Source organism: Rhizobium sp. BK512, assembly GCF_014194915.1.
Taxonomy (GTDB): domain Bacteria; phylum Pseudomonadota; class Alphaproteobacteria; order Rhizobiales; family Rhizobiaceae; genus Rhizobium.
Window position 1 is genome coordinate 535,185 of sequence record NZ_JACIAS010000005.1, and the last position, 21,370, is coordinate 556,554.

General features: G+C 58.7%; 21 protein-coding genes and 1 pseudogene. 9 read left to right on the forward strand and 13 right to left on the reverse strand.

The features are described 5' to 3' along the window. Positions 1–81 precede the first annotated feature (81 nt). The 3 genes from arcA to FHX06_RS20455 all read right to left on the reverse strand — a co-directional run bounded on the left by arcA (position 82) and on the right by FHX06_RS20455 (position 4,520). On the reverse strand, positions 82–1,326 hold the full coding sequence (gene arcA / locus FHX06_RS20445; protein WP_112542677.1) for an arginine deiminase: 1,245 nt from the start codon (positions 1,324–1,326) through the stop codon (positions 82–84). A 20-nt stretch (positions 1,327–1,346) separates the two neighbouring features. Further along, positions 1,347–2,780 carry a basic amino acid/polyamine antiporter gene (locus FHX06_RS20450; RefSeq protein WP_112542678.1) on the reverse strand — a complete coding sequence of 478 codons (1,434 nt, stop codon included), beginning with the start codon at positions 2,778–2,780 and terminating at the stop codon, positions 1,347–1,349. A gap of 309 nt (positions 2,781–3,089) precedes the next feature. Then, complete coding sequence (locus FHX06_RS20455; protein WP_183880659.1) at positions 3,090–4,520, reverse strand: basic amino acid/polyamine antiporter; 1,431 nt, start codon at positions 4,518–4,520, stop codon at positions 3,090–3,092. Positions 4,521–4,896: 376 nt separating this feature from the next. Between FHX06_RS20455 and FHX06_RS20460 the strand changes: the two genes are divergently transcribed. Continuing rightward, a complete protein-coding gene (locus FHX06_RS20460; RefSeq protein WP_246715596.1) occupies positions 4,897–6,174 on the forward strand; it encodes a helix-turn-helix domain-containing protein in 1,278 nt (425 codons plus the stop codon). A gap of 63 nt (positions 6,175–6,237) precedes the next feature. Here the strand turns inward: FHX06_RS20460 and FHX06_RS20465 are convergent. The 4 genes and pseudogenes from FHX06_RS20465 to FHX06_RS20480 all read right to left on the reverse strand — a co-directional run. Continuing rightward, positions 6,238–6,366: pseudogene (locus FHX06_RS20465) on the reverse strand (aldehyde dehydrogenase family protein); the annotation flags it as partial. An 11-nt stretch (positions 6,367–6,377) separates the two neighbouring features. Continuing rightward, the gene (locus FHX06_RS20470; RefSeq protein ID WP_037109672.1) at positions 6,378–7,517 is read right to left on the reverse strand and encodes a mandelate racemase/muconate lactonizing enzyme family protein; all 1,140 of its coding nucleotides are present in this window, start codon (positions 7,515–7,517) and stop codon (positions 6,378–6,380) included. A gap of 12 nt (positions 7,518–7,529) precedes the next feature. After that, positions 7,530–8,438, reverse strand: a complete 909-nt coding sequence (locus FHX06_RS20475) for a dihydrodipicolinate synthase family protein (protein WP_183880703.1) — start codon at positions 8,436–8,438, stop codon at positions 7,530–7,532. Positions 8,439–8,451: 13 nt separating this feature from the next. Then, the gene (locus FHX06_RS20480; RefSeq protein WP_183880705.1) at positions 8,452–9,150 is read right to left on the reverse strand and encodes a GntR family transcriptional regulator; all 699 of its coding nucleotides are present in this window, start codon (positions 9,148–9,150) and stop codon (positions 8,452–8,454) included. A 135-nt stretch (positions 9,151–9,285) separates the two neighbouring features. On the opposite strand from FHX06_RS20480, the gene FHX06_RS20485 reads away from it, so the two are divergent. From FHX06_RS20485 to FHX06_RS20505, 5 genes are read left to right on the forward strand one after another with little or no spacing between them, the layout of a single operon-like run. After that, entirely contained in the window at positions 9,286–10,887 is a 1,602-nt protein-coding gene (locus FHX06_RS20485; RefSeq protein ID WP_113212750.1) for an ABC transporter substrate-binding protein, read from the forward strand. Positions 10,888–10,909: 22 nt separating this feature from the next. After that, the gene (locus tag FHX06_RS20490) at positions 10,910–11,971 is read left to right on the forward strand and encodes an ABC transporter permease (protein WP_183880661.1); all 1,062 of its coding nucleotides are present in this window, start codon (positions 10,910–10,912) and stop codon (positions 11,969–11,971) included. Positions 11,972–11,975: 4 nt separating this feature from the next. Then, positions 11,976–12,887, forward strand: coding sequence for an ABC transporter permease (locus FHX06_RS20495; RefSeq protein WP_112970552.1), 912 nt, complete (start codon positions 11,976–11,978; stop codon positions 12,885–12,887). Next, complete coding sequence (locus FHX06_RS20500; RefSeq protein ID WP_113212748.1) at positions 12,880–13,728, forward strand: ABC transporter ATP-binding protein; 849 nt, start codon at positions 12,880–12,882, stop codon at positions 13,726–13,728. Before FHX06_RS20495 ends, FHX06_RS20500 begins: the two co-directional genes overlap by 8 nt. A 2-nt stretch (positions 13,729–13,730) precedes the next feature. Beyond that, positions 13,731–14,501 (forward strand): ABC transporter ATP-binding protein, encoded by a 771-nt coding sequence (locus FHX06_RS20505; protein WP_113212747.1) that lies wholly within the window; start codon positions 13,731–13,733, stop codon positions 14,499–14,501. Between the two features lie 131 nt (positions 14,502–14,632). Here the strand turns inward: FHX06_RS20505 and FHX06_RS20510 are convergent, their stop codons facing one another. The 3 genes from FHX06_RS20510 to FHX06_RS20520 all read right to left on the reverse strand — a co-directional run bounded on the left by FHX06_RS20510 (position 14,633) and on the right by FHX06_RS20520 (position 16,725). Then, a complete protein-coding gene (locus FHX06_RS20510) occupies positions 14,633–15,055 on the reverse strand; it encodes an HD domain-containing protein (RefSeq protein WP_113212746.1) in 423 nt (140 codons plus the stop codon). A 684-nt stretch (positions 15,056–15,739) separates the two neighbouring features. Further along, entirely contained in the window at positions 15,740–16,129 is a 390-nt protein-coding gene (locus FHX06_RS20515) for a hypothetical protein (RefSeq protein WP_112970557.1), read from the reverse strand. Next, the gene (locus FHX06_RS20520) at positions 16,129–16,725 is read right to left on the reverse strand and encodes an NUDIX domain-containing protein (protein ID WP_183880663.1); all 597 of its coding nucleotides are present in this window, start codon (positions 16,723–16,725) and stop codon (positions 16,129–16,131) included. Before FHX06_RS20520 ends, FHX06_RS20515 begins: the two co-directional genes overlap by 1 nt. Positions 16,726–16,808: 83 nt before the next feature. On the opposite strand from FHX06_RS20520, the gene FHX06_RS20525 reads away from it, so the two are divergent. Next, entirely contained in the window at positions 16,809–17,564 is a 756-nt protein-coding gene (locus tag FHX06_RS20525) for a DeoR/GlpR family DNA-binding transcription regulator (protein WP_112970584.1), read from the forward strand. Positions 17,565–17,691: 127 nt separating this feature from the next. On the opposite strand, the gene FHX06_RS20530 is transcribed toward FHX06_RS20525, so the two are convergent. The 3 genes from FHX06_RS20530 to FHX06_RS20540 all read right to left on the reverse strand — a co-directional run bounded on the left by FHX06_RS20530 (position 17,692) and on the right by FHX06_RS20540 (position 19,866). Next, positions 17,692–18,000 (reverse strand): hypothetical protein, encoded by a 309-nt coding sequence (locus tag FHX06_RS20530; RefSeq protein ID WP_162729987.1) that lies wholly within the window; start codon positions 17,998–18,000, stop codon positions 17,692–17,694. A gap of 266 nt (positions 18,001–18,266) precedes the next feature. After that, complete coding sequence (locus FHX06_RS20535; protein WP_183880665.1) at positions 18,267–18,944, reverse strand: hypothetical protein; 678 nt, start codon at positions 18,942–18,944, stop codon at positions 18,267–18,269. 631 nt (positions 18,945–19,575) lie between these two features. After that, complete coding sequence (locus FHX06_RS20540) at positions 19,576–19,866, reverse strand: hypothetical protein (RefSeq protein WP_246715597.1); 291 nt, start codon at positions 19,864–19,866, stop codon at positions 19,576–19,578. 308 nt (positions 19,867–20,174) lie between these two features. Here FHX06_RS20540 and rnk point away from each other — a divergent pair, with 308 nt between their 5' ends. Both rnk and FHX06_RS20550 read left to right on the forward strand, forming a co-directional pair. Next, complete coding sequence (rnk, locus tag FHX06_RS20545; protein ID WP_113212743.1) at positions 20,175–20,594, forward strand: nucleoside diphosphate kinase regulator; 420 nt, start codon at positions 20,175–20,177, stop codon at positions 20,592–20,594. Between the two features lie 131 nt (positions 20,595–20,725). After that, positions 20,726–21,247 carry a nucleoside-diphosphate kinase gene (locus FHX06_RS20550; protein ID WP_113212742.1) on the forward strand — a complete coding sequence of 174 codons (522 nt, stop codon included), beginning with the start codon at positions 20,726–20,728 and terminating at the stop codon, positions 21,245–21,247. The last annotated feature ends 123 nt before the right edge of the window (positions 21,248–21,370 follow it).

The window sequence follows — 21,370 nt, forward strand, 5'->3', positions numbered from 1 at the left end:
GCTCCAGACCACAGGCAGGCGCCTTGACCTGGGCACAAACCCAAGGATTCCGGATAAGAAAGCCAGGTTTTTCGGCCACGATCAGTAGTCGACCGCGTCACGAGCGATAGGGCATGTCATGCAATGGCCGCCGCCGCGCCCACGCCCAAGCTCCGCGCCTGTGATCGTGATCACCTCGATGCCCTGCTTGCGCAGCAAGGTATTGGTGTAGGTATTGCGGTCGTAGGCATAGACGACGCCGGGTGACGCGCAGACCAGATTGGCGCCGCTGTCCCACTGGGTTCGTTCGCGCATATAGTCGTTTCCGCCGGTCTCGACGACACGCATCGTCTTCAATCCGAGCGCGTCGCGCACGGTTTCGACGAAAGAGCCCTTGTCCTTGCGCAGTTCGATGCCGCCATTGCCGTCGGGACGATAGGAGAAGGCTTCGATATTGTTGACGATATCAGGATAGAGAAGCACGCAGTCGCGGTCCGCAAAGGTGAATACCGTGTCGAGATGCATGGCCGCGCGCAGCTTCGGCATGGCCGCAACGATAACGCGCTCGGCAGCACCTTTCTCGAATAGTGCTTTTGCCACCTGACCGATCGCCTGTCGGGAGGTGCGCTCACTCATGCCGATGAGGACGTTACCCTTGCCAATTGGCATGACATCGCCGCCTTCGATCGTGGCAAGACCCCAATCCTTCGTTGGATCTCCCCACCAGACGTTGACCTTGCCGGCGAAGTCGGGATGAAACTTGTAAATAGAAGTAGTAAGGATCGTCTCCTCATGACGCGCTGGCCAGTAAAGCGCGTTCAACGTTACACCGCCATAGATCCAGCAGGTCGTATCACGCGTATAGAGCGTGTTCGGCAGCGGCGGCAGCAGATATTCGTTGACACCGGCGGCATCACGGATCAGGGCGAGTTGCTCGCCGCCCAGAGCTTCCGGAAATTCGAATGTCGACAGGCCGCCGATCAGGGTTTCGGCCAGATCCCGGTCGGAAAGCCCTTCCAGATAGGATCGCACTTCGTTCAGCAGACCGAGACCGATCTGGTTGGCGACGACCTGATTGTCGAGAATCCACTTCTTTGCCTCAGGGAGCGCAACCGTCTCGGCGAGCAGATTATGCATCTCGACCACGTCGACGCCGCGGTCACGCATTTTGGTTATGAAGTCGAAGTGGTCGCGCTTGGCATTATCGACCCAGAGAACATCGTCGAACAAGAGCGCGTCGCAATTGCTCGGCGTCAGACGCTGATGGGCACGCCCCGGCGCGCATACCAGGACCTTTCGCAGTTGGCCAACTTCGGAATGCACACCGAATGTGATTTCCTGTGTCATGGATTTTCCTCCCTATGTCCTCAAGGCGTGATGGTGCCGCTCAACAGACCATAAGCTCCGACAAGGCCCGCAATCACGGTGACGGCGAAAACGATGAGTTCGATGCTGGTGAAAAGCGTCACTCTCTGCTCTCGCCGCGCCCAGACGTAAAGGATGGTTCCCGGCACGAATAAAACGCTGACGAGCAGGACATATTTCAGCCCTGCGGCGATGAACATCACGATCGTGTAGATCACCGCGATCCAGGCAAATATCTGGTCGCGGCCGCGCTCCTCCGGCGTTTCCTCATAGCCTTCGCCCCGACGTGCAAGCAGGACGCCGTAGCCTGCGACCAGAAGATAGGGAAGAAGCGCCGTCACGCTCGTCATGTCGAGCATGAAATTGAAGGCATCGCGAGACCAGTAGGTCGAGATCACGAACAGTGAGACGACGATATTGGTCAGCCACAACGCATTGGCCGGCACCCTGTTGTCGTTCTGCGCTGCAAATAGCCTCGGCATATCGGCAGATTTGGCAGCAGCAAACAGCACTTCGGCGCAGATCAGCGACCATGCGAGATAGGCGCCAAGGACCGATACCAGCACGCCGACCGAAATGAACACCGCCCCCCAATGGCCGACCACGACTTCCAGAACGCCGGCGAGCGAGGGGTTTTGGACTCCCGCGACCGTTGCGCGCGGCATCGCAGCGTAGGGAAGCAAAGTGATCGCCACCATCAGACCGGTCACACCGACAAAGCCGAGAATGGTCGCGGTACCGACATCGGCACGGGTCTTGGCGAAGCGGGAATAGACGCTCGCTCCTTCGATCCCCAGGAAGACGAAGACCGTGATCAGCATCGTGTCACGAACCTGCGCGAAAAGCGATTTTTCGGGCATGTGTACGCCGCCAAAAAAATTCGCGGAGAACTCTGTGTAATTGAACGCGAATATCATCGCCAGGATGGCGACGACGATCGGGACGATCTTTGCAATCGTGACGATCACGTTGATGAAGGCCGCCTGCTCCACGCCGCGCAGGATCATGAAATGGAAGGCCCATATTCCCAGGAGAGAAACGACGATGGCGATCATGGTGCTCCCGTCTCCGAAGAGCCCAGGGAAGAACCGGCCTAGCGTCGAGCCGATCAACACCCAATAGAAAACGTTGCCGAGGCAGCTTCCCAGCCAGTATCCAAAGGCCGAAAGAAAGCCCATGTAATTGCCGAAGCCCTCCTTGGCGTAGGCAAAAACGCCAGAGTCGATCTCGGGCTTTTTCTCCGCCAGGGCCTGAAACACACGCGCAAGCATATACATGCCCGTGCCCGCGATCGCCCACGCTATGATCGCACCGAACGGCCCGGTCGCCGTCCCGAAACGACCTGGAAGGTTGAATATACCAGCGCCTACCATCGAACCGACAACCATGGACGTCAGTGCGAAAAGGGACAATTTTTGCGTGGAAGCCGAAGTCATGATGCCCTCTCAAGAAGGTTGTTCGGACCTTTTGAACATTCGTGCTGCAGGGAACGGCCTATAGCGCACTATAAAATGCTTCCGCCGTGGCCGTGATCGCACAGAATCTCACAACTATGCTTTGCGTTTAAAAGTGACGAAATTTGCTAAATTAGCGAACAATGCGTTAAGTCGCGGCGTTTGCGACAACGACTTTGAGAAGCGGATACCTGGAGCCGCACGGGCCGAAGCGAAATATGTCGAGACATTTCAGTCTGTTGGCACTCTCGCACAGTTGCGACCGCGGTCTGCATTCGGTTTGACTTGTCCTCAAACCGAAATGCGAGCGGTTGCGAGGGCGTAAATGGCAATCATGGCGCCTGCGGCCGCAACGATGAACACCGGGATTTCGGCCAGCTTAAACACAGGAAGTTTCTGCTCTCGACGTGCCATTAAGAACAGGATGGAACCGGGTCCGTAAATGGCGGCGGAAAGCAGCAGATGAGTGCCACCTGCAGCGGCGATAAGAAAGGAAGTATAGGTGAGTGCTAATGCAGATCGCACGAATTCGCGGTGGCGGCTCGCGGAATCCCCTTCGTAGGTTTCGCCAGTCAAGATAAGCTTAAAAGAATAGGCGGCGACGAGAAAATAGGGAATCAGAATCATCGAACTGGTAAGTTCGATAGCCAGGCGAAGCGCGTATTGCGCAAATAGTGACAGGATCAGGAAGACCTGCACCACAATATTGGTCAACCACAGAGCGTTCGACGGCACGCCGGCACTGTTTTCACGCCGCAGAAATCGAGGCATCGTCCCATATTTCGAAGCGGAGAACAGAATTTCCGCGGCAAGCAGAACCCAGGAGAGATAGGCCCCACCAACCGAGATCATCAGCCCGGCGCTGACGAAGAGGGTGCCCCACGGGCCGACGATGGCCGATAGCACGCCCGCCATCGATGGATTGCGCAAATTGGCAAGATCGGCACGAAGCATGACGCCGTAAGAGAGGATGGTCACGAGAACGAGCAGACAAAGCACGCCCGCAAAGCCAAGCAATGTCGCAATTCCGACATCAGAGCGATTGCGGGCATAGCGAGAATAAACGCTCGCGCCTTCAATGCCGACGAAGACGAATACGGTAACCAGCATGGTCGCGCGGACCTGCCCCGCGACGCTGCCGAAGGTAACGGTTTCTCCTCCCCAAAAGTTGAGCGCGAAGATGTCGGCTTGGAAACCGTAAATGACAAATACAATGAAGAGTATGATTGGGATGATTTTGGCGAAGGTGACGATCGTATTGATCAACGCCGCTCCGCGAATTCCACGCAAGATCAGCGCGTGAACGGTCCACAGCAACACTGACGAGGTCGCAATGGCGAAAATCGTATTCCCGTCGCCGAAGATCGGGAAAAAGAGGCCAAGAGTCGACTTGATCAATACAAAGTAGGAAACATTCCCGAGCAGGGCGGCGGACCAGTAGCCAAGCGTGGACAGGAATCCAAGATAGTCGCCGAAACCCGCTTTCGCATAGGCGTAGATGCCGGCGTCCAGATCTGGCTTACGTTGCGACAGGGTCTGAAAGACGAAGGCGAGCATCAACATGCCAAGGCCAGCGATCGCCCAAGCGATCATTGCACCAAATGGCCCCGTCGCACGTCCGAAAGCTTGTGGAAGCGAAAAAATACCAGCGCCGACCATCGACCCTACGCACATCGCCATCAGCGTCCACATCGAGAATTTGCGTTCGGAAGAGGATTTCATGGCTGACGATCCAGATGGGCCTATTTTCGACGGCACGAACGGCCGTCCATCAGCTCACATTACCTGATCCGCAACGCCCCAGTGATGGCACGGAATCTCGTACCTATGCTCTCCGTCCACGAAGCAGGTCGACTTTCGATCTGTTGGCACGGTAGCAACAGGTGCCTCTTGTGAGCAAGATTGCGCCAATCGTCGCGACCTAAGGGCGAGAAACCGGCTCGCTGCGACACAGCCCAAAAAACCTCGAAAGCCGGCATCGAATTACCTTCGATACAAGATCGCACCAACGATTTCTCCGCAATCGACGGAACTGAGTACGTTGTCAGGCGATAGTAAAGCTGTCCCTGCCCGGCTAGATTGTAGTTTGTAGTCGATCATGCTAATAGACGATCCGAAATCCGGCGTGAGTGTCGCAAGACGGCCAGACATCCAGTTGAAATGCAGATTTTGGTTGGAGACCTTCGATGTCGAATTCCGCTTTTCAAAGCGCAGCTCGGTCTGCGCGCGTATCATGACAGTTTGCCAGATAGGGACGCAACAAAAGGCCTTTCAGCCAGCGCGACTTGCGGCTGGACGGAATGCGGTGGAAAACCGCGCTCCCGGACCGGTTACCGCCCCGCAGTCACCAAATCTCTCTTCCTTTGATTTTGTAACGAACGCTGTACCGACGATCCGCCAGTTCGAGGCGTGGCGCGCCAATTTCGCCCCGATCGTTGATCTCGGTTCGACGCGTGACACGACGAGGGGGTTCTTTGGACAGCTGTCCACCTGGGACCTCGGCTGCCTTGTGTTTTCGCATGTCACAACGGATCCCCTGCAATTCAAGAGCACAATACATCACCTCCACTGGGAGCCACTTGACCATTTCGTCCTGTCGGTTTTGCTTTCCGGAGAAACCTGTACCGAAACCAACACCGGCACATTCCGTGGCACTGCCGGGGTCACGCAGGTCCATACGATGGGGCGCAATTTCCACGGCAGTCTGACGGCGAGCGAGATGCTCATCTTGTTCGTCCCGCGGGACTTTTGCCCTCGTTTAACCCGGGCCTTGAGCGCAGCTGAATTCACAACACTTGAAAGCGGCATGGCGCGGTTATTCCATGACTATATGATCGCGCTGGCCAACCAGCTACCGCTCCTCCAACCAACCGATCTTCCTGCCTTGGTGGAGGCAACGCGCGCAATGATGCTCGCTTGTGTCTCTCCTTCGGCCGGCAACGTTGAGATGGCAAGTCATCCGATATCAACAACGCTGCTGGAGCGAGCGCAGAAAATCATACAATCGAAGCTGTTCGACCCCACCCTGGGGCCTCAAACGCTCGAGCGAGAATTGGGGGTTTCGCGTTCGCGACTTTACCGGATGTTTGAGGCTTTTGGCGGAGTTAAGCATTACATCCAGCATAGGCGCCTGCTCGACGCCCATGCAGCTTTAGCGAACCCTAGCGACCAACGCCGGATACTAGATTTGGCCGAGCAGCGCTGCTTCAGTGACGGCACGGAGTTCAGCCGCGCTTTCAAGCGGGAATTCGGCTATAGTCCGACGGATGTGAGGTTCGGAAAGAGGAGCCACTTCCCTTGCCGACACCCCAAAGGGCTTGAGGAAAGCGAGCCGGCGAGCCGGCTTGGAACAATGCTGCGCAGACTGCACGGCTGATCCGACCACATGAGCCATTCGATTTATCCGCGGAAGCGACTACGAGGGCGCGCCGGGGCAACGCCGTTCGGCGAGCCCCGCATATAAATCGAAGCAGCCCGCCGCCTCGGCGACATCCCAGTCGGCCTCCGAAAACGGCTTACCGTTGTCGAGAACTTCGAGGCGGGCGATCTCGGCCTGGCGGGCGCGAATGACCGAACCAGTCAGGGATAGGCTGTCGATCCGTCCGGCTTGCGGGTTATTTTCCGCTCCCAGTGAATGTAGTCTTCCGTCTGCAACGCCTTTTCATCGATTTCCAGCCCCCAGCCCGGACGGTCGGGCCGCAATTCCATATGGCCGTCGACCGGCATATACGGATCGGCCGCCCATGGCGCGTGGACATGGGGCTTGAACTCAAGCACCTTGAAGTTCGGCTGCGCGGCGCAGAAGTGGATGTTGACCGCCGTCGCAAGCGGCCCCATCGGGTTATGCGGCGCGACGGTTACATAGTGTGCCTCAGCGATTGTTGCGATCCTGCGCATTTCCGTTACGCCGCCGACAACGCATATGTCCGGCTGGATGATATCGGCGCCGCGGGCTGAAAGCAGCGACAGGAATTCGAAGCGATTGTAGAGCGATTCCCCGGTGGCCAGCGGAACGGAAACTTTCGACTTCAGCTCCGCCCATGCCGGGATGTGTTCCGGCCGGATCGGCTCTTCGTAGAACAGCGGATCGTTCGGCGCAATTGCCGCCGCAAGCTGAACAGCTTGATAGGGCTCGAAGATCTTCGCATGGGCATCAAATGCGAATTCGAAATGCGACGGCGTAATCTCGCGTATCTTGGCAAACCAGTCACCGGTTTCCTTCACAAGCTCGCCCCAGCGGCCGGCATGCAGGTCGCGGCGGAAAGGGCTGAGCTTGAAAGCCGTGTAGCCGTATTTTTCGTTCAGCTCCAGGGTCTGGTCCTGCGCCGTCTGCGGGTCCGGAGCGGTATAGACGCCACAATAGACGCGCACCCGATCCCGAACGTTGCCGCCAAGCAGCATGTAAACAGGCAGGCCGGCGGCCTTGCCGGCAATATCCCAGAGCGCGTGATCGATCGCCGAAATGGCCGCCAGCCCGAGGGCGCCCGGCGGAAAACGGCACTGCTGATTGAGTTTCAGCACAAGAAATTCCACTCGGCGGGGGTCCTCCCCTTCGATCTGATGGAAGAGGTAGTCGAAAAGCGGCGGCAGCGCCCAGTCGGGGCCGTGATTGTAGCACTCGCCCCAACCGGAAATGCCTTCGCTCGTTTCGATTTTCAGGAGCAGTCGCGGCCGGTCGTCGACGCGCTGCATGTAGGTCTTGAAGCCGGTGATGTGCATTGACATTCTTCCTCAGGCGGCGCGGTTCTTGCCGCTTACATTGTCGACGATTGCGCGCAGTTCCGCGCGTTCCGCGTCCGTCAGACTTTCAACGCCGGGAAGGCGAACAGGGCCGACATCGGTTCCGAGCATGCCGAGCGCCTCCTTGACGACAGTGACATTGGCGCCGTTCAGATATTTGGTGCGCAGCGCTTCGAAACCGGCGATGTCGTCGATAAGAGCGCGGGCAGCGGCGTAGTCGCCGGCTTCCAACGCCTGATGGATGGCATGCGAACGCTCGGGGAAAACGTTGACGAGCCCCGAGGTAAAGCCGCGAGCACCCGTGGCATAGAACGCCGGTGCCCAGCCCTCGGCGAGGCCGCAGACCCAGATCGCCGGCGCATCCTTCGTCGAGCGAATGACCTCGGCAAGCAGCATCAGGTTGCCGGAAGCGAACTTGATACCGGCAATGTTCTGATGCAGGGCAAGCTTGCGGAAATCAGCGACGGAGAATGTATCGCTGCGCACATAGGCAATGACAGGGACGGTGGACGCCTCGGCAAGTTCGAGGAAATATTTCGCCTGGTAGCTCGGCCCGGCAAAGGGATCCATCGGGTGGTGACCCATGATCGCATCGGTGCCCTCGGCAATCGCGTGACGGGCGAGCGCCTTGGCTTCCGTCAACGAACGCCCGACTGCGGCGCTGATCAAAGCCTTGCCATCGGCGGCCTTGATTGTTGCGCTGTGAACCGCCTTTACCTCATCCATCGTCAGCGTGAAGAATTCGCCCGTATTGCCGGCGGCCATCAGATTGTGGACCCGGGCGCTGGCGAGGCGCGCAATCAATGCGGAAAGCTTGGCGAGGTCGATGCTGCCGTCCGCCTTGTAGGGGGTCACCGGAACGCCGGAAATGCCCGTCAGGGCCTTGCGAATCTTGTCCATTGCCACGGTCACGTCAAATGTCCTCTTTCTTCCTGAATACGATGTTGAGGTAGGTTTCCCCGGAGCGGACGACGTGATCGCGCATCACCCGCTCAGCCCTCTCGCTATCGTTCGAGACGATGGCGGCAGCGATGGCGGTGTGTTCGGCCAGCGCCTTGTCGCGCTCCTTGTTGGCGGAATGAATGACGCGGCGAATGCTCGCGTCGTAGAATTGCTGGCGCTCGATCATGCGAGACAAGTACTGGCAGCGCGAGGCGATGTGGATCTGTTCGTGAAAGGTCTCATTCAGGGCAATGAGTTCATCCGCAACGCCATTGGCTGTGGCCGCCTTCATCGACGCGACCGTATCGCTGAGCTTCCCCGCTTCTTCCTGGGTGATCCGCTTGGCGGCGAGATGGGCGATCATCGATTCCAGCGCGGCGCGTGCCAGGATCATTTCCTCCGCCCACCCGGCGTTGAACCTGATCAGCACCCCACGACGCGGCAGGGTTTCAACCAGTCCTTCGGTCTCGAGCTGCCGGAGTGCCTCCTTGATCGGAGTGGTGGAAACACCAAGCTGCTCGGCGAGCTGGCGCTCGTTCACGCGCTCATCGGCGCGAAAGCGGCCTGACAAGATCGCCGCTCGCAGCGTCTTATGAACATGATCACGAAGGGTCGTCAGGAATCGCGGATCGATCTTTTCGATGCGGTCGTCGCCCGCCCCACCCTCCATCCTATTTTCCATAAGCCGAAAATTCCCCCGTTGACGACAAAATCGTTTTGTGAGATCTGATATACCAGATTTCAGATCGATGTCGATATCAAAATTCGTTCTGATGCGATTGCAGAGATGCTTGGGAGGAAGAAAATGAAGATCCAAAGACGCGGGCTATTGATCTCGTCGGCTCTTGTTGCCGCGAGCCTGATGATGCCACTGGCTGCGGCCGCAGCCACCCCGAAGGACCAGTTGGTCATCGCCACGAACATGTCGTCGATGCGCGGTCTCGATCCTAATGAAATCAACCAGTTGGAAGCAGCAGAAATTGTCGCGAACCTTTATGAGCGGCTGATCGTGCTGCCGGCCAACGACATCACCAAGCCGGCTCCGGGTGTCGCCGAGAGCTGGAACGTCTCGCCGGACGGCAAGACCTTCACATTCAAGATCCGCCCCGGCATCAAGTTCCATTCCGGCAATCCGCTGACGGCAAAGGACGTCGAATGGTCGCTGCGGCGTCTCGTCAAATTGGGGCTCGCGCCATCCGTCGACCTTCGCCAATGGGGCTTTACGGACAAGAATGTCGACGATCTGATCAAGGCGAGCGACGACAGCACCGTGGTCATCCAGACGCCCAGCCTCTGGAACCCCAACCTCATCCTCTATTCGCTGGCGAGCTTCTCGACCTCGATCCTGGACAGCAAGTTCCTTGTCGAGCATGAAAAGGACGGCGATATGGGGCGCGAGTTCCTGCAGGCCAACGACGCAGGCTCTGGCCCCTATGCGCTGCGGACCTGGCGCGTCAATGACCTGCTAATCGCCGATGCCAACAAGGATTACTGGCAGGGTGCTCCGAAAATGCGCCGCGTCGTGCTGCGCCACATGCCGGAATCCTCCGGCCAGCGCCTGCAGCTCGAGGCTGGCGACGTCGATGTCGCGACGCGTCTTTCCTCCACCGACCTCGCGGCGATCGAAGCGGGCGGCAAGGCCGATATCCAGAAGACGCCGGGCTTCGGCTTCTATTATCTCGCCTTGAACCAGAAGGACGAGACTCTGTCCAATCCCAAGGTTCGCGAAGCCTTCCGCTACCTGATCGACTATGACGGCCTCGCCAACACCGTCATGAAATATTACGGCATCAAGCAGCAGACGATCATTCCGGCCGGCCTGCCGGGTGCAAGTGAGGTCAATCCCTACAAGCTCGACATCGAGAAGGCCAAGCAGCTGCTCACTGAAGCCGGCTATCCGAACGGTTTCTCGAAGGTCTATTACGCAACGCCGGTCACCCCGGAATATGAGGTTGCACAGTCGCTGCAGGCCAACGCCGCAAAGGCCGGCGTCAAGCTCGATCTTCAGGGCGGCGACCATATCGGCAAGTTCCGCACGCGTGAATTCGAGATCTTTTCGGCACGATCGGGTGAACGCCTGCCGGATCCTCACGCGATCCTCCAGTCCTATGCGACCAATGCCAACAATTCCGACGATGCCAAGCTTACCGGCCTGAACGCCTGGCGCACCGCCTGGGATGTGCCGAAGGACATTCAGGATATGGTGACTGCAGCCGCCCACGAGACCGACCAGCAGAAGCGGGCCGATCTCTACGCGAAGATCAACAAGGCCTATCTCGAATCGTCTCCGCCGCTGATCACCTCCTTCCTGCGCACCGACGCAAAGGCGGTTCGCAAGGAGGTAAAGGGCTATCTCGGCCATTCGACATGGCTGACGCGCTGGGACACGGTTTCCAAGGGCGAGTGACCTCCTTCCAAGGGAGAATGACGTGAGCATCTCACAAACATCCGGGGCCGCATCGGGCGGCGGAGTAGCCGTGCTCGATGCGGTGAAGAAGGTGGCAACATCCTTCAGCGTCATCCTGACGACGTTGCTCGGCCTGCTGATCATCACCTTCGTCGTCGGCCGCATGGTCCCTGCCGATCCGGTCATTGCTGTCATCGGCGACCAGGCCGACCAGGCGACCTACGAGCGGGTCCACAAGGAGATGGGGCTGGACCAGCCGCTCTATGTCCAGTTCGCGACCTATCTCAGCAATGTCGTTCACCTGAATTTCGGCCAGTCCCATGTGACCAAGAATCCCGTGGCAAGTGACCTTGCCCGGGTTTTCCCGGCGACACTGGAGCTTGCGACGCTCGCAACGATCATCGGCGCGGGCCTCGGCATTCCGCTCGGCATCGTCTCTGCCGTTCGCAAGGGAACATGGGTCGATCATCTCGCGCGTGTCGTCGGGCTGCTTGGGCATTCAACGCCGATTTTCTGGCTCGGCACCATCGTCATCCTGGTCTTTTACGCCAAGTTCGGGCTCATTCCCGGCAGCGGCCGACTGGACGTCTATAATGAAGGACTGGTCGAAGGGCCAACCAACTCCATCCTCGTCGATGCGATCATTGCCGGCGAATGGGAGGTTTTCCGGGATGCCTTGCTGCATGTCACAGCCCCTGCCCTGATCCTCGGTTACGCGGCCATGGCCTATCTCAGCCGCATGAGCCGCAGCTTCATGCTGGAACAGCTTCGGCAAGAATATGTGCTGACGGCGAAGGCAAAGGGTCTCGACCAGCGCGCCATCGTCTGGCGTCATGCCTTCCGCAACATCCGGGTGCAGCTTTTGACCATCGTTGCCCTTGCCTATTGTGGCCTGCTGGATGGCACGGTCCTCATCGAGACCGTCTTTGCCTGGCCCGGCCTCGGGCAATATCTGACCTCCGCGCTGTTCTTCGCGGACATGAACGCGATCCTTGGCAGCGTGCTCCTGATCGGCATCATTTCGATCGTCATCAACCTGCTGTCCGACATCGCCTACCGCTTCCTCGATCCGCGCACCCGGTGACATCATGGCGACACGCTATTTCAACGATCTCCACAATTGGCTGATCAACGAGGAATTTTCCTCGACCCGGCAAGCGCGCTTCCACAAGGCCTATGTCCTGTGGCTGAACCTGCTTGCCAATCCGCTGGCTTTTGCCGGCTTTCTGGTCGTGCTCGCGCTGGTGCTCGTCGCTGCCTTCGCGCCGCTCCTTGCCAATCACGACCCTATTGCCCAGGATCTGACGACGGCGCTGAGACCGCCGTCGGCGACCAACTGGTTCGGAACCGACGAGTTCGGCCGCGACGTCTATTCGCGTCTCGTCTATGGCGCACGCACAACGCTCTATATCAGCATTCTGGTGACCATCATCGTTGCGCCGATCGGCTTTGTAATCGGTGCGACTGCCGGCTATCTCGGTGGCTGGATCGATGTCGTGTTGATGCGCATCACCGATATTTTTCTGTCCTTCCCGAGCCTTGTTCTGGCATTGGCCTTTTCTGCAGCCCTCGGGCCAGGCATCGAAAATGCCGTCATCGCCATTGCGCTGACGGTTTGGCCGCCGATCGCCCGATTGGCGCGCGCCGAGACGCTGACATTTCGCGCTGCCGACTTCGTCGTCGCCGCGGAACTGCAAGGCGCCGGCATGGGTCGCATCCTGCTCCATCACATCGTGCCGCTCTGTGCTCCCTCGATCATCATTCGACTGACGCTCAACATGTCGAGCGTCATCCTGACGGCGGCCGGCCTCGGCTTCCTCGGTCTCGGCGCCCAGCCGCCGATGCCGGAATGGGGTGCGATGGCAGCGTCGGGCCGGCAATATCTACTCGATGCCTGGTGGCTGACGACGGTTCCGGGCATTGCAATCCTCGTGGTCAGCCTTGCCTTCAATCTTCTGGGCGATGGCCTGCGCGACATCATGGATCCCCGAAATGCCTGATCAATCCCAGCCGATCCTTTCGGTCAAAAACATGTCGGTCCAATTCCCGACCCTTTCGGGCGTCGTGACGGCCGTAAAGAATGTCTCATTTTCCGTCGGGCGCGAAAAAGTCGGCATCATCGGCGAATCCGGTTCTGGAAAGAGCACGACCGGACGCGCCATCATGCGGCTGCAGCCGGCCACTGCCAAAGTAGTCGCGGACGAAATGCGCTTCGAGGATGTCGATCTCGTACGCGCCAGCGAGGCCGATATGCGCGCGATCCGTGGGCGGCGCATTTCAATGATCCTGCAGGACCCGAAATATTCGCTCAACCCGGTCATGACGGTCGGCGAGCAGATCGCCGAAACCGTCATTCTGCATGAACGCGTCGGCCGCCGCGAAGCGCGAGCACGCACACTCGCCATGCTGGAGCGGGTCAACATTCGCGATCCGGAGCGCGTCTTCAATCTTTATCCGCATGAAGTCTCCGGCGGCATGGGACAGCGCATCATGATCTCGATGATGCTGATTTCCTCCCCATCGCTGATCATCGCCGACGAGCCGACCTCGGCTCTCGACGTGACCGTGCGCCAGCAGGTTCTGTCGATCCTCGACGATCTGATCACCGAGCGCAACATCGGCCTGATCTTTATCTCGCACGACCTCAACCTGGTGAAGAGCTTCTGCGACCGGGTGATCATCATGTATGCCGGACGTATCGTCGAAGAGCTTGAAGCTGCAAAGCTCGAAGAGGCAACCCATCCCTATACACGGGGTCTTCTGCAGGCGCTGCCGAGCCTCGACCACCCTCGAGACCGCCTTGAGATCTTGAGGCGGGACCCGAGCTGGGCGGAGGCATGAGCATGATGATATCAGTCAAAAATCTTGCCGTTTCCTTCGGCAGCGGCCACTCCGCCAAACAGGTGGTCAAGGATGTCTCCTTCGACGTCGCTCCGGGCGAGACCTTCGGCCTCGTCGGTGAAAGCGGATGCGGCAAATCCACTGTTCTCGGCGCGTTGGCGGGCAGGATCAAAGCGTGGGATGGCTCGATTGCGCTTGATGGAGAGGCAATCGCCGCCAAGCGCTCAAAATCGCAGCTCGCCAAGCAGCAGATGGTTTTTCAGGACCCTTTCGGCTCGCTTCACCCGCGTCACACGATCGGCCGTACGCTTCTCGAACCCCTCGAGATTCATGGCATCGACCGGCGCAGGGAGCGCGTAGAGCAGGCGTTGCGTGACGTCGGCCTGCCCGCATCCTTCTATCATCGTTTTCCGCATCAGCTCTCGGGCGGTCAGCGCCAGCGTGTCGCAATCGCACGCGCCCTGATCCTGAAGCCGCGCGTTCTTCTCCTCGACGAGCCGACATCCGCACTCGACGTGTCCATCCAGGCCGAGATCCTCAACCTGTTGAAGGACCTGCGCGAAAGGGAAAAGCTGACCTACATTCTCGTCAGTCACGATATGGCGGTCATTGCTCACCTCTGCAATCGCGTCGCTGTCATGCAGGGCGGGATGTTCGTGGAAATCGCCTCGAGAGATGCTTTGCTCAGCGGAAATGTTGAGCACTCCTATACCCACACGCTTCTCGACGGCAGCAGGGGCTATCATAAAAAGCGTGTTGATCCTGTCGTGTAGCGAACCGCATCGAACCCATCGCTCAGCCAAGAGAATGCGAACGTTTACTCGGGATCGACGTGCGTTGACGTAGGTTCCTCACCGCTCCTTCATCGCCTCCGACGATACCTCGGCCATCCCGGCTGGAGACTTCAGGCTTTTCCCCGCTGAATGATTTCCAGTCCGCGCAGGTACTTCGCGGTCTCCAGACCAGCCTCCTCGGCCTGAACAAGATTGTCTTCGAGATCGGCCTTCTTTACGGCCCGGGCGATCGGGTTCGCAATGGCGCGCCGGACAAAATCATCGTCGTCTTCACCGACCCGCTTGGTCATCGCATCCACGGCGGCGATGACAGCAGAAGAAAATCCTTCCTGTCTAAGCCGATCCAATGTCCAGCCCGACGCTTTTTCCGGGATGTCGTGTAGGTAGGCTACGATTTGTTCTTCCTCGGTCGCAACCAAGTCGGCGACACGTCGACAATGCTCGACATAAGGATGGCCAGTCTTGTCCATCTGCCCGCCATGTGCCTCCGACGCGACCTGAATGGCGTGTTGAAGACGCTGTTGCGGCTGCATCTGGATCCTCCATGATCGAACGGCCCTGCGTTCTCTTCCCAAACCTCACCGGGCTGGTTACGGTTCCACGACCCTATTTCGAAGCCGTCCATCTGCACGACTTCCGCCAATCGATCCGAAGCCGCCGGAGATGGCGGCAGGTCACTCCGACGATGAGGAAGAGCAGACAAGCCGGCAACGGAAGGAGAGAAGAAGGGCGAATAGAAAAAGCGCGGCGCGATCTTTCCGATGCGCGCCACGCTTTTCTTTCTTCTATGCATGTCGTCTGGCAAGACCGCTGCCTTCAGCTTTACGTGAGGCCTCCCGCGCCGTCGTAGCCCATCCCTGCTGCGGCACGCCTGCGCACGCTCGGGGAAAGCCGCCATTCCAGCACCACATCTGCTCCTTGCCTTCATCACCTGAGCTGTCGAGCTCGACGCGGCCAATGTTGTCTTCGAGTAATAGCCGGTGAAATCATGATTGCCTTCTTCAGGCCAGGTTTCCTGCCGTATGTGTCTGGGCTGATATTCGTCGGATCAGGGGACCGCACCGCGCAGCGTCTCAGAGGTGTTGGAACAAGGAGGTTCCGCGCGACCCGCAGACCTTGCAAGGTGTTCTTACTGTGCTCTCGCCTGGTGTTCGGGGGCCTAGTACAGCGAGGTAACGTGTCGATCCTTCGCCGCTGACCGCCAGGGTCGATTTTCTCTAGCGGGATCCGATCGCACGCATCTTCTGCATCGTCTCCATCGTCTTCGCCTCGTCGCGCACGACGTCCCGACAGCCTTCTACCTGAGTGTTCTGGCGGCAGAACTGGATCGCGTTTCGGAGGTTAGCCTCGCGTTCGTCGGCTGCTTCTGCGGATGTCGCCCGGCGCTGCATCTCCATGCTCTTCTGCCGATGCGCCTCGAACTGTATCATCGCCGCCGCCCCCGTCGGATCAGCACCTGTAACGCCGCAACCAGATAGAGTTCCAACTATGAGAAGTGCGGGGATTCGCGAAGGCAGTCGTTTCGCCAATTGAATTTCGGTTCGCATTGCAGCCTTCGTTTTCGAAAGCGCGAGTGCCGGCTGAGCTAAGATAAGGCGCACTTCCATCAGGCAGCGTCCTTCCGGACGTCGAAAAGATTAAGCGCGGCATACTGGAGCAGCATGATGGTCTTTCCGTCGCGAATGCGCCCGTCCGCGATCATCTCCAGAGCTTCATCGATCGTCGGCTCGAGGCGCTCGATGTCCTCGCCTTCGTCGGCGTTTCCTCCGCCTTCAGCCACCTTGTCCGCGGCGCAGTAGGAGCCGACGAAGAAGTGAAGCCGCTCAGTTACCGAACCGGGGCTCATGAAGGCGTCGAACACCTCCCGCACGTCCGCCGCCCGGTATCCCGTCTCCTCCTCCACCTCGGCCTTGATGCGCACTTCGGCCGTGGCATCGTCCAACAAGCCGGCCGGCGCTTCGATCAGCAGGTCGTCATGTCCGTTTACGAAGGCGGGGTAGCGGAATTGCCTCGTCAACACCACCGTGCGCCGCTCGAGGTCATAAAGCAGGATGACGGCACCATTGCCGCGGTCATAGGTTTCCCGACTCTGCCTCTGCCACATTCCGTCCGCTCTCAGAAAGCTGAACGTCGTCTTCTTCAGGACGTACCAGTCGTCCGATAGCGTCTCTACGTCTTCGACACGCACGCGGTCTGCGATCATTGTCCGATGCTCCATTCATTTTCTCACGATATTGCATGCTTCATCTATTCGTGCAACATCGTGCGATCAACAAGGAGGCGGTGATGCTCACGACGGAACGGAAGGCGCTCATCTTGAAGCTTCTTGCCAACGAAGGGCGGGTTGTGGCGAAGCAATTGAGCCAGAAACTGGATCTTTCCGAGGATACGATTCGACGTGATCTAAGGGAGCTTGCGGCAGAGGGTTTGCTTCAACGCGTCCATGGCGGCGCTCTTCCGGCGTCCAAAGCGCTGGCCGATCTCCCCACCAGGCGGAAGGTCCATGCAGACGACAAGACGGCCATCGCCAAGGCCGCGGCGGGCATGATCAAGAACGGACAAACCGTGTTCCTTGATGGAGGAAGCTCGGCCATCGCGGTCGCTCGAGCGCTTCCGCTCGCCTTGCGAGCCATAATCGTCACTCATAGTCCGGATATCGCCGTCGCCCTGCATGCCCATCCGGCCATCGAGGTCGAGCTTATAGGAGGGAGAATCTACAAACACTCCAATGTGGCGGTTGGCGCGGTCGCCATAGAGGGCATTTCCTCCTTGAAAGCCGACATCTACTTGATGGGCGTCACCGGCATCCATCATGAACATGGCCTGACGACAGGCGATCGGGAGGAAGCGGCCGTCAAGCGTGCTATCGTCAGGCAGGCGGCCGAAACGATCGTGCTCGCGTCTCGCGAGAAGCTTGGCGCGGTCTCAGCCTGCAACGTGGTCGGGCTTGATCAGGTGGATGGCCTTCTCGTCGCAAAGAGCTGTCCGGCGAACCTGCTGGTGCCCTTCAGGACGGCAGGAATATCGATATCCACGGCCTGAGGCGCGACGTTCGAACAGCCCGGTTTCACAAGGACGATGCTGCTTCATTTGCCGCGCAGAACCGACATGGAAGCATGACAATTGGAAATCAAGGACCCGTAGATTGGGAATAGATCAACCAACGGCTTCAGCGTTGAACGCGCACGCCGTTTGTCGGCCCGGTATAGGCAATATGAAGCAACCCGCGCTTCGGGTCGATGAACACGATGCGTCCGTTGCCAAAAGTGTAGAAGATGCCACCATCGGTTTTGGCTCGCTTCAACGCCATACAATCGCTGTCCCAGTCATCCTCTATGTTGCGTGCCGCTTCGCACGCCTTCTCGAACGCGGCAAGCACTTGCCCGTCTCTTGGGGAGGCGTGCCGGAGGCTATAGGCATCGATTGGACTGGCAGCCCAGTCGACATATCCGTCATCAGCACCTTTCAGCGACTTCAACGGTCGAAGATAGTCCAGTCCGAGGATCGTAATGATTTCGTCGACATGGTCAGCAAGCCCGGCCGTGCTGACGCCTGCGGCCCGGAAGCCCGGGATCTTAAGAGCGCGCCTCTGGGAAGGGCGCTCCGTTCGGACGCCACCTGGAACGGATTTAGCGACCTCGGCTTCACCGGTCCCCCTCATACGCGCGGAATTGAGGTACCACTCGTAGACAAATGGGAGGAGCAGGAGGACAGCCAGTGCAATATATGCGCGTCGAGCAATACCTATCGGGGTGTCCTCCCTATTGCGATCCCAGGCTCGACCTTCTGGGCACGGTAGACGATGTCGCTGGACCGTCGGACAACGCGGTTCGGACTGTCGTACCAGTTTCGACTCCCGTCAAAATCAGTTTTGACAAGATTGGGGGCCTTCTCCTCGACATCATCTTTCGGCGAACCCCATCGATAGGGCACGGCATGCATCGACGCGAATGTCGCGGCACCGTTTCCGAAAGGATCGAACAGCTCCCATTGCGTCGGCTTGTCAGCGGTCATCACGACGAATCCAGCGGTACGGTTCGGCCATCGTCCCTTGCAGACGCGAAGGACGTCGACCTGCTCGATATCGCGCAGCACCTCTTCGGCCAACGGGCACAATTGCATTGGAATCAAGAAGGCCCTTCCATCGCGCGCTACAAATGCATGTGCGTTGTTGGATGATGGTTTGCATCCGCCATTGAAAATCCGCTCGACCCAACGTCTCGAACGCCTGTTCTGGGCCCGTATTACCGAATGGAGCGTCTCCGGTCCCACGCTGAGCGATGCGGCCACCTCGTATTGAGTGGTGTAAGTACAGAAGGGATCGAAGGAACCGGCCGGCGCCTCCCACCATATGCCGACAAAGGCCGTGAGGATCGCAGCGATTCCACCGATCTCTAAAATTCTTACAATGTGTGCCCGCATGAGACGTGAGCCTACACAACCTTTACGAAGACTTCTTTGAAATCTTGCGCTGTAGTTGCTATTGCCCTAACGCGTTCGGCTCGGCGCCGACGAGCGGCGCGGATCGAGGCTGCCGTTCTGACAGATCCATGCCGCTCTCCTGGCTTGGAGTCGACTGCGTTCCGCACGGGAGTGCTATAGGGTTCGATGAACCCACCACCCGCAGCTGAAAATCTTTCGACGCCATCGCTCGCCCTTGTCCATGAAGCCAAGCTCCATTGGGATTCGGCGGATTTCTGTGTCCATTCCGGCAGCTGATTTTCCGAAGTCAAACCTCCGCGACACGACGTGGTGACGGCGGCATGCTGGCCTCGTCGCATTCGACAAGTTCGCCGCTGTTACGAAGGTTCGAGATTCCTAGCTGAACGACCTTAATCAGATCGGTCATCCGCTGGCCGCGGCGCATGCATGGCCGAGTTTCGGAGACGCAACCTCTTCTTCCGATTGATGTTAATAAGGCCGTCCTTGGAGGACCCCAATTCATATGCGGTCGAACTGCCTCGGACTGATCGCCGAGCAGACCACTACTAACGAGCGTGTTCGAAGCCGTGGTGGCGAGTTTCCGTTCGTGAGGGAGCCGGACAAGCAATGGCTACTGGAAGCGATCGAAACTCTGATCGAGGCGCTGCATCCATAGACGGAAGTCATTGATCAGCAGAGCCAGATCGTAAAACCATTCAGCGCGGAGGAGCTCGAAACGGCTCGCCATTCTATCATCGAGGAGGGCGTGAACCTTTTGCCTCAGATCTTCGAGCGTTTTATCCGCAGGATAACGCGCCGCAGGACGCATTGCCGCGGGATTCGGTCGATTTTCCATAGAAATGCGCTCCTCTGTGGTCAAGATCTCATCAATGAATTTATATCGTAATACGATATATTTCAAGGCGAACGCCGACAAACGATGGCGGCTTCAGAGCCTGAGTCCAACAGAGCCGCGCCTCTCACCCGTGCGCCATCCTTGACTCATCAACGGTTCATCGCCATCTTCAATCCATGTTGATCTGGCACCATAATAGTGTTGTGAAGCGGGTAATCCTCATCGCAGGATCCTAATCCCCGGCTGGCGGCGTCGCGCCTGCCGAGGGATACTGGCGTCCGACTTCGACATGTCGGGCAGCCATAGCGACATTCTCCTCATATCCGATCGTTTCGCTGCCGCAGTACTGATTTGCGGTCAGCAGGAGATTGCAGATGGCAGACAAGCGACCCCCAAACAGGCCGGCGATCATCGTCGGTCATTCAGAGCACCGAAAATTGACGAAAATCGCCGAGGCGCATCTTTCGAAAAATGCCGTCGTGTCCGACGAACTGCTTTACGAATTGGAACGTGCGCACGTTGTGGACGACCATCGGCTCCCGCGCGGCATCATCCGCCTCGGTTCGACCGTGCGCTTCACCAGTGACCTCGGGGAAGACAGGACAGTGACGCTCGTATTGCCGGGGGAGGCAAACATCGCCGAAGGCAAGATTTCAATCCTCACCCCGATTGGCACTGCATTGATCGGCCTGAGAGCTGGTCAGTCCATAGACTGGACTGCTCGCGACGGTCAGTTGCACCGGCTGACCGTAGAATGGGTGTCTGAGTCCGCGGAACTCGGTCAAATGCTATGATCCTCGACCCACGCCCAAATCATCTTCCCGGGGGGTGCATCACAGCAGGCTCCTGACCCCTGCGCCGTTCGCGGCCAGGGGAACTCCACCCATTCGAATTGAGTGCCCGGGTACGCGCGATGGAGACTGCGATGAGAGACCAATGCTTGCTGACCACGAAGGACTTTACACTGCTCGAGGCGATGATCGATGACCCCTTCGTTCGCGACAGCCTGCTGCACGAGCTACTGGGGCGGAAGATGGCCGCCGCGACTGTCGTGTTCAGGGAGGATCTGCCAGAAGATGCCGCAAGCCTGAACAGTCGAGTGACCTTCAGCATCGACCGTAGGCGGGACACGCGCATCCTCACCACTGGCCGCATGACGACGCCGGTCGGCATGCTGCTCCCCGTCGACACGCTTCGTGGCCTTGCCCTTCTTGGCTTAAGGGAAGGTCAGAAGATCGTTATCGAAAATGCAGATGGGTTTCAGGAACAGGTTCTACTGGAAACCGTCAACTACCAGCCGGAACGAGCGATGAGGGGATCGGACGGCTTTCAGGTGAGGATGAGGCTCGCTGGGAAGCCGACGCTGAGGCTGCTAAAGGGTGGAGCGCCCGGCAGACAGAGGCCAGCGCCGGAGAAGCCGGACGACCCCGGTCCATCGGCCGCCTGAAGGGCGGGGAAGAAGTCGATTGGCGAACCGCGCGTCTCGCGGTCGCCGTTGGTCTGGTCGTGCATGTCGACAGGCTCGTCGCCCTGGCCGGCATAACGTTTGGAAGGGCTAGCCGGCTTGCCG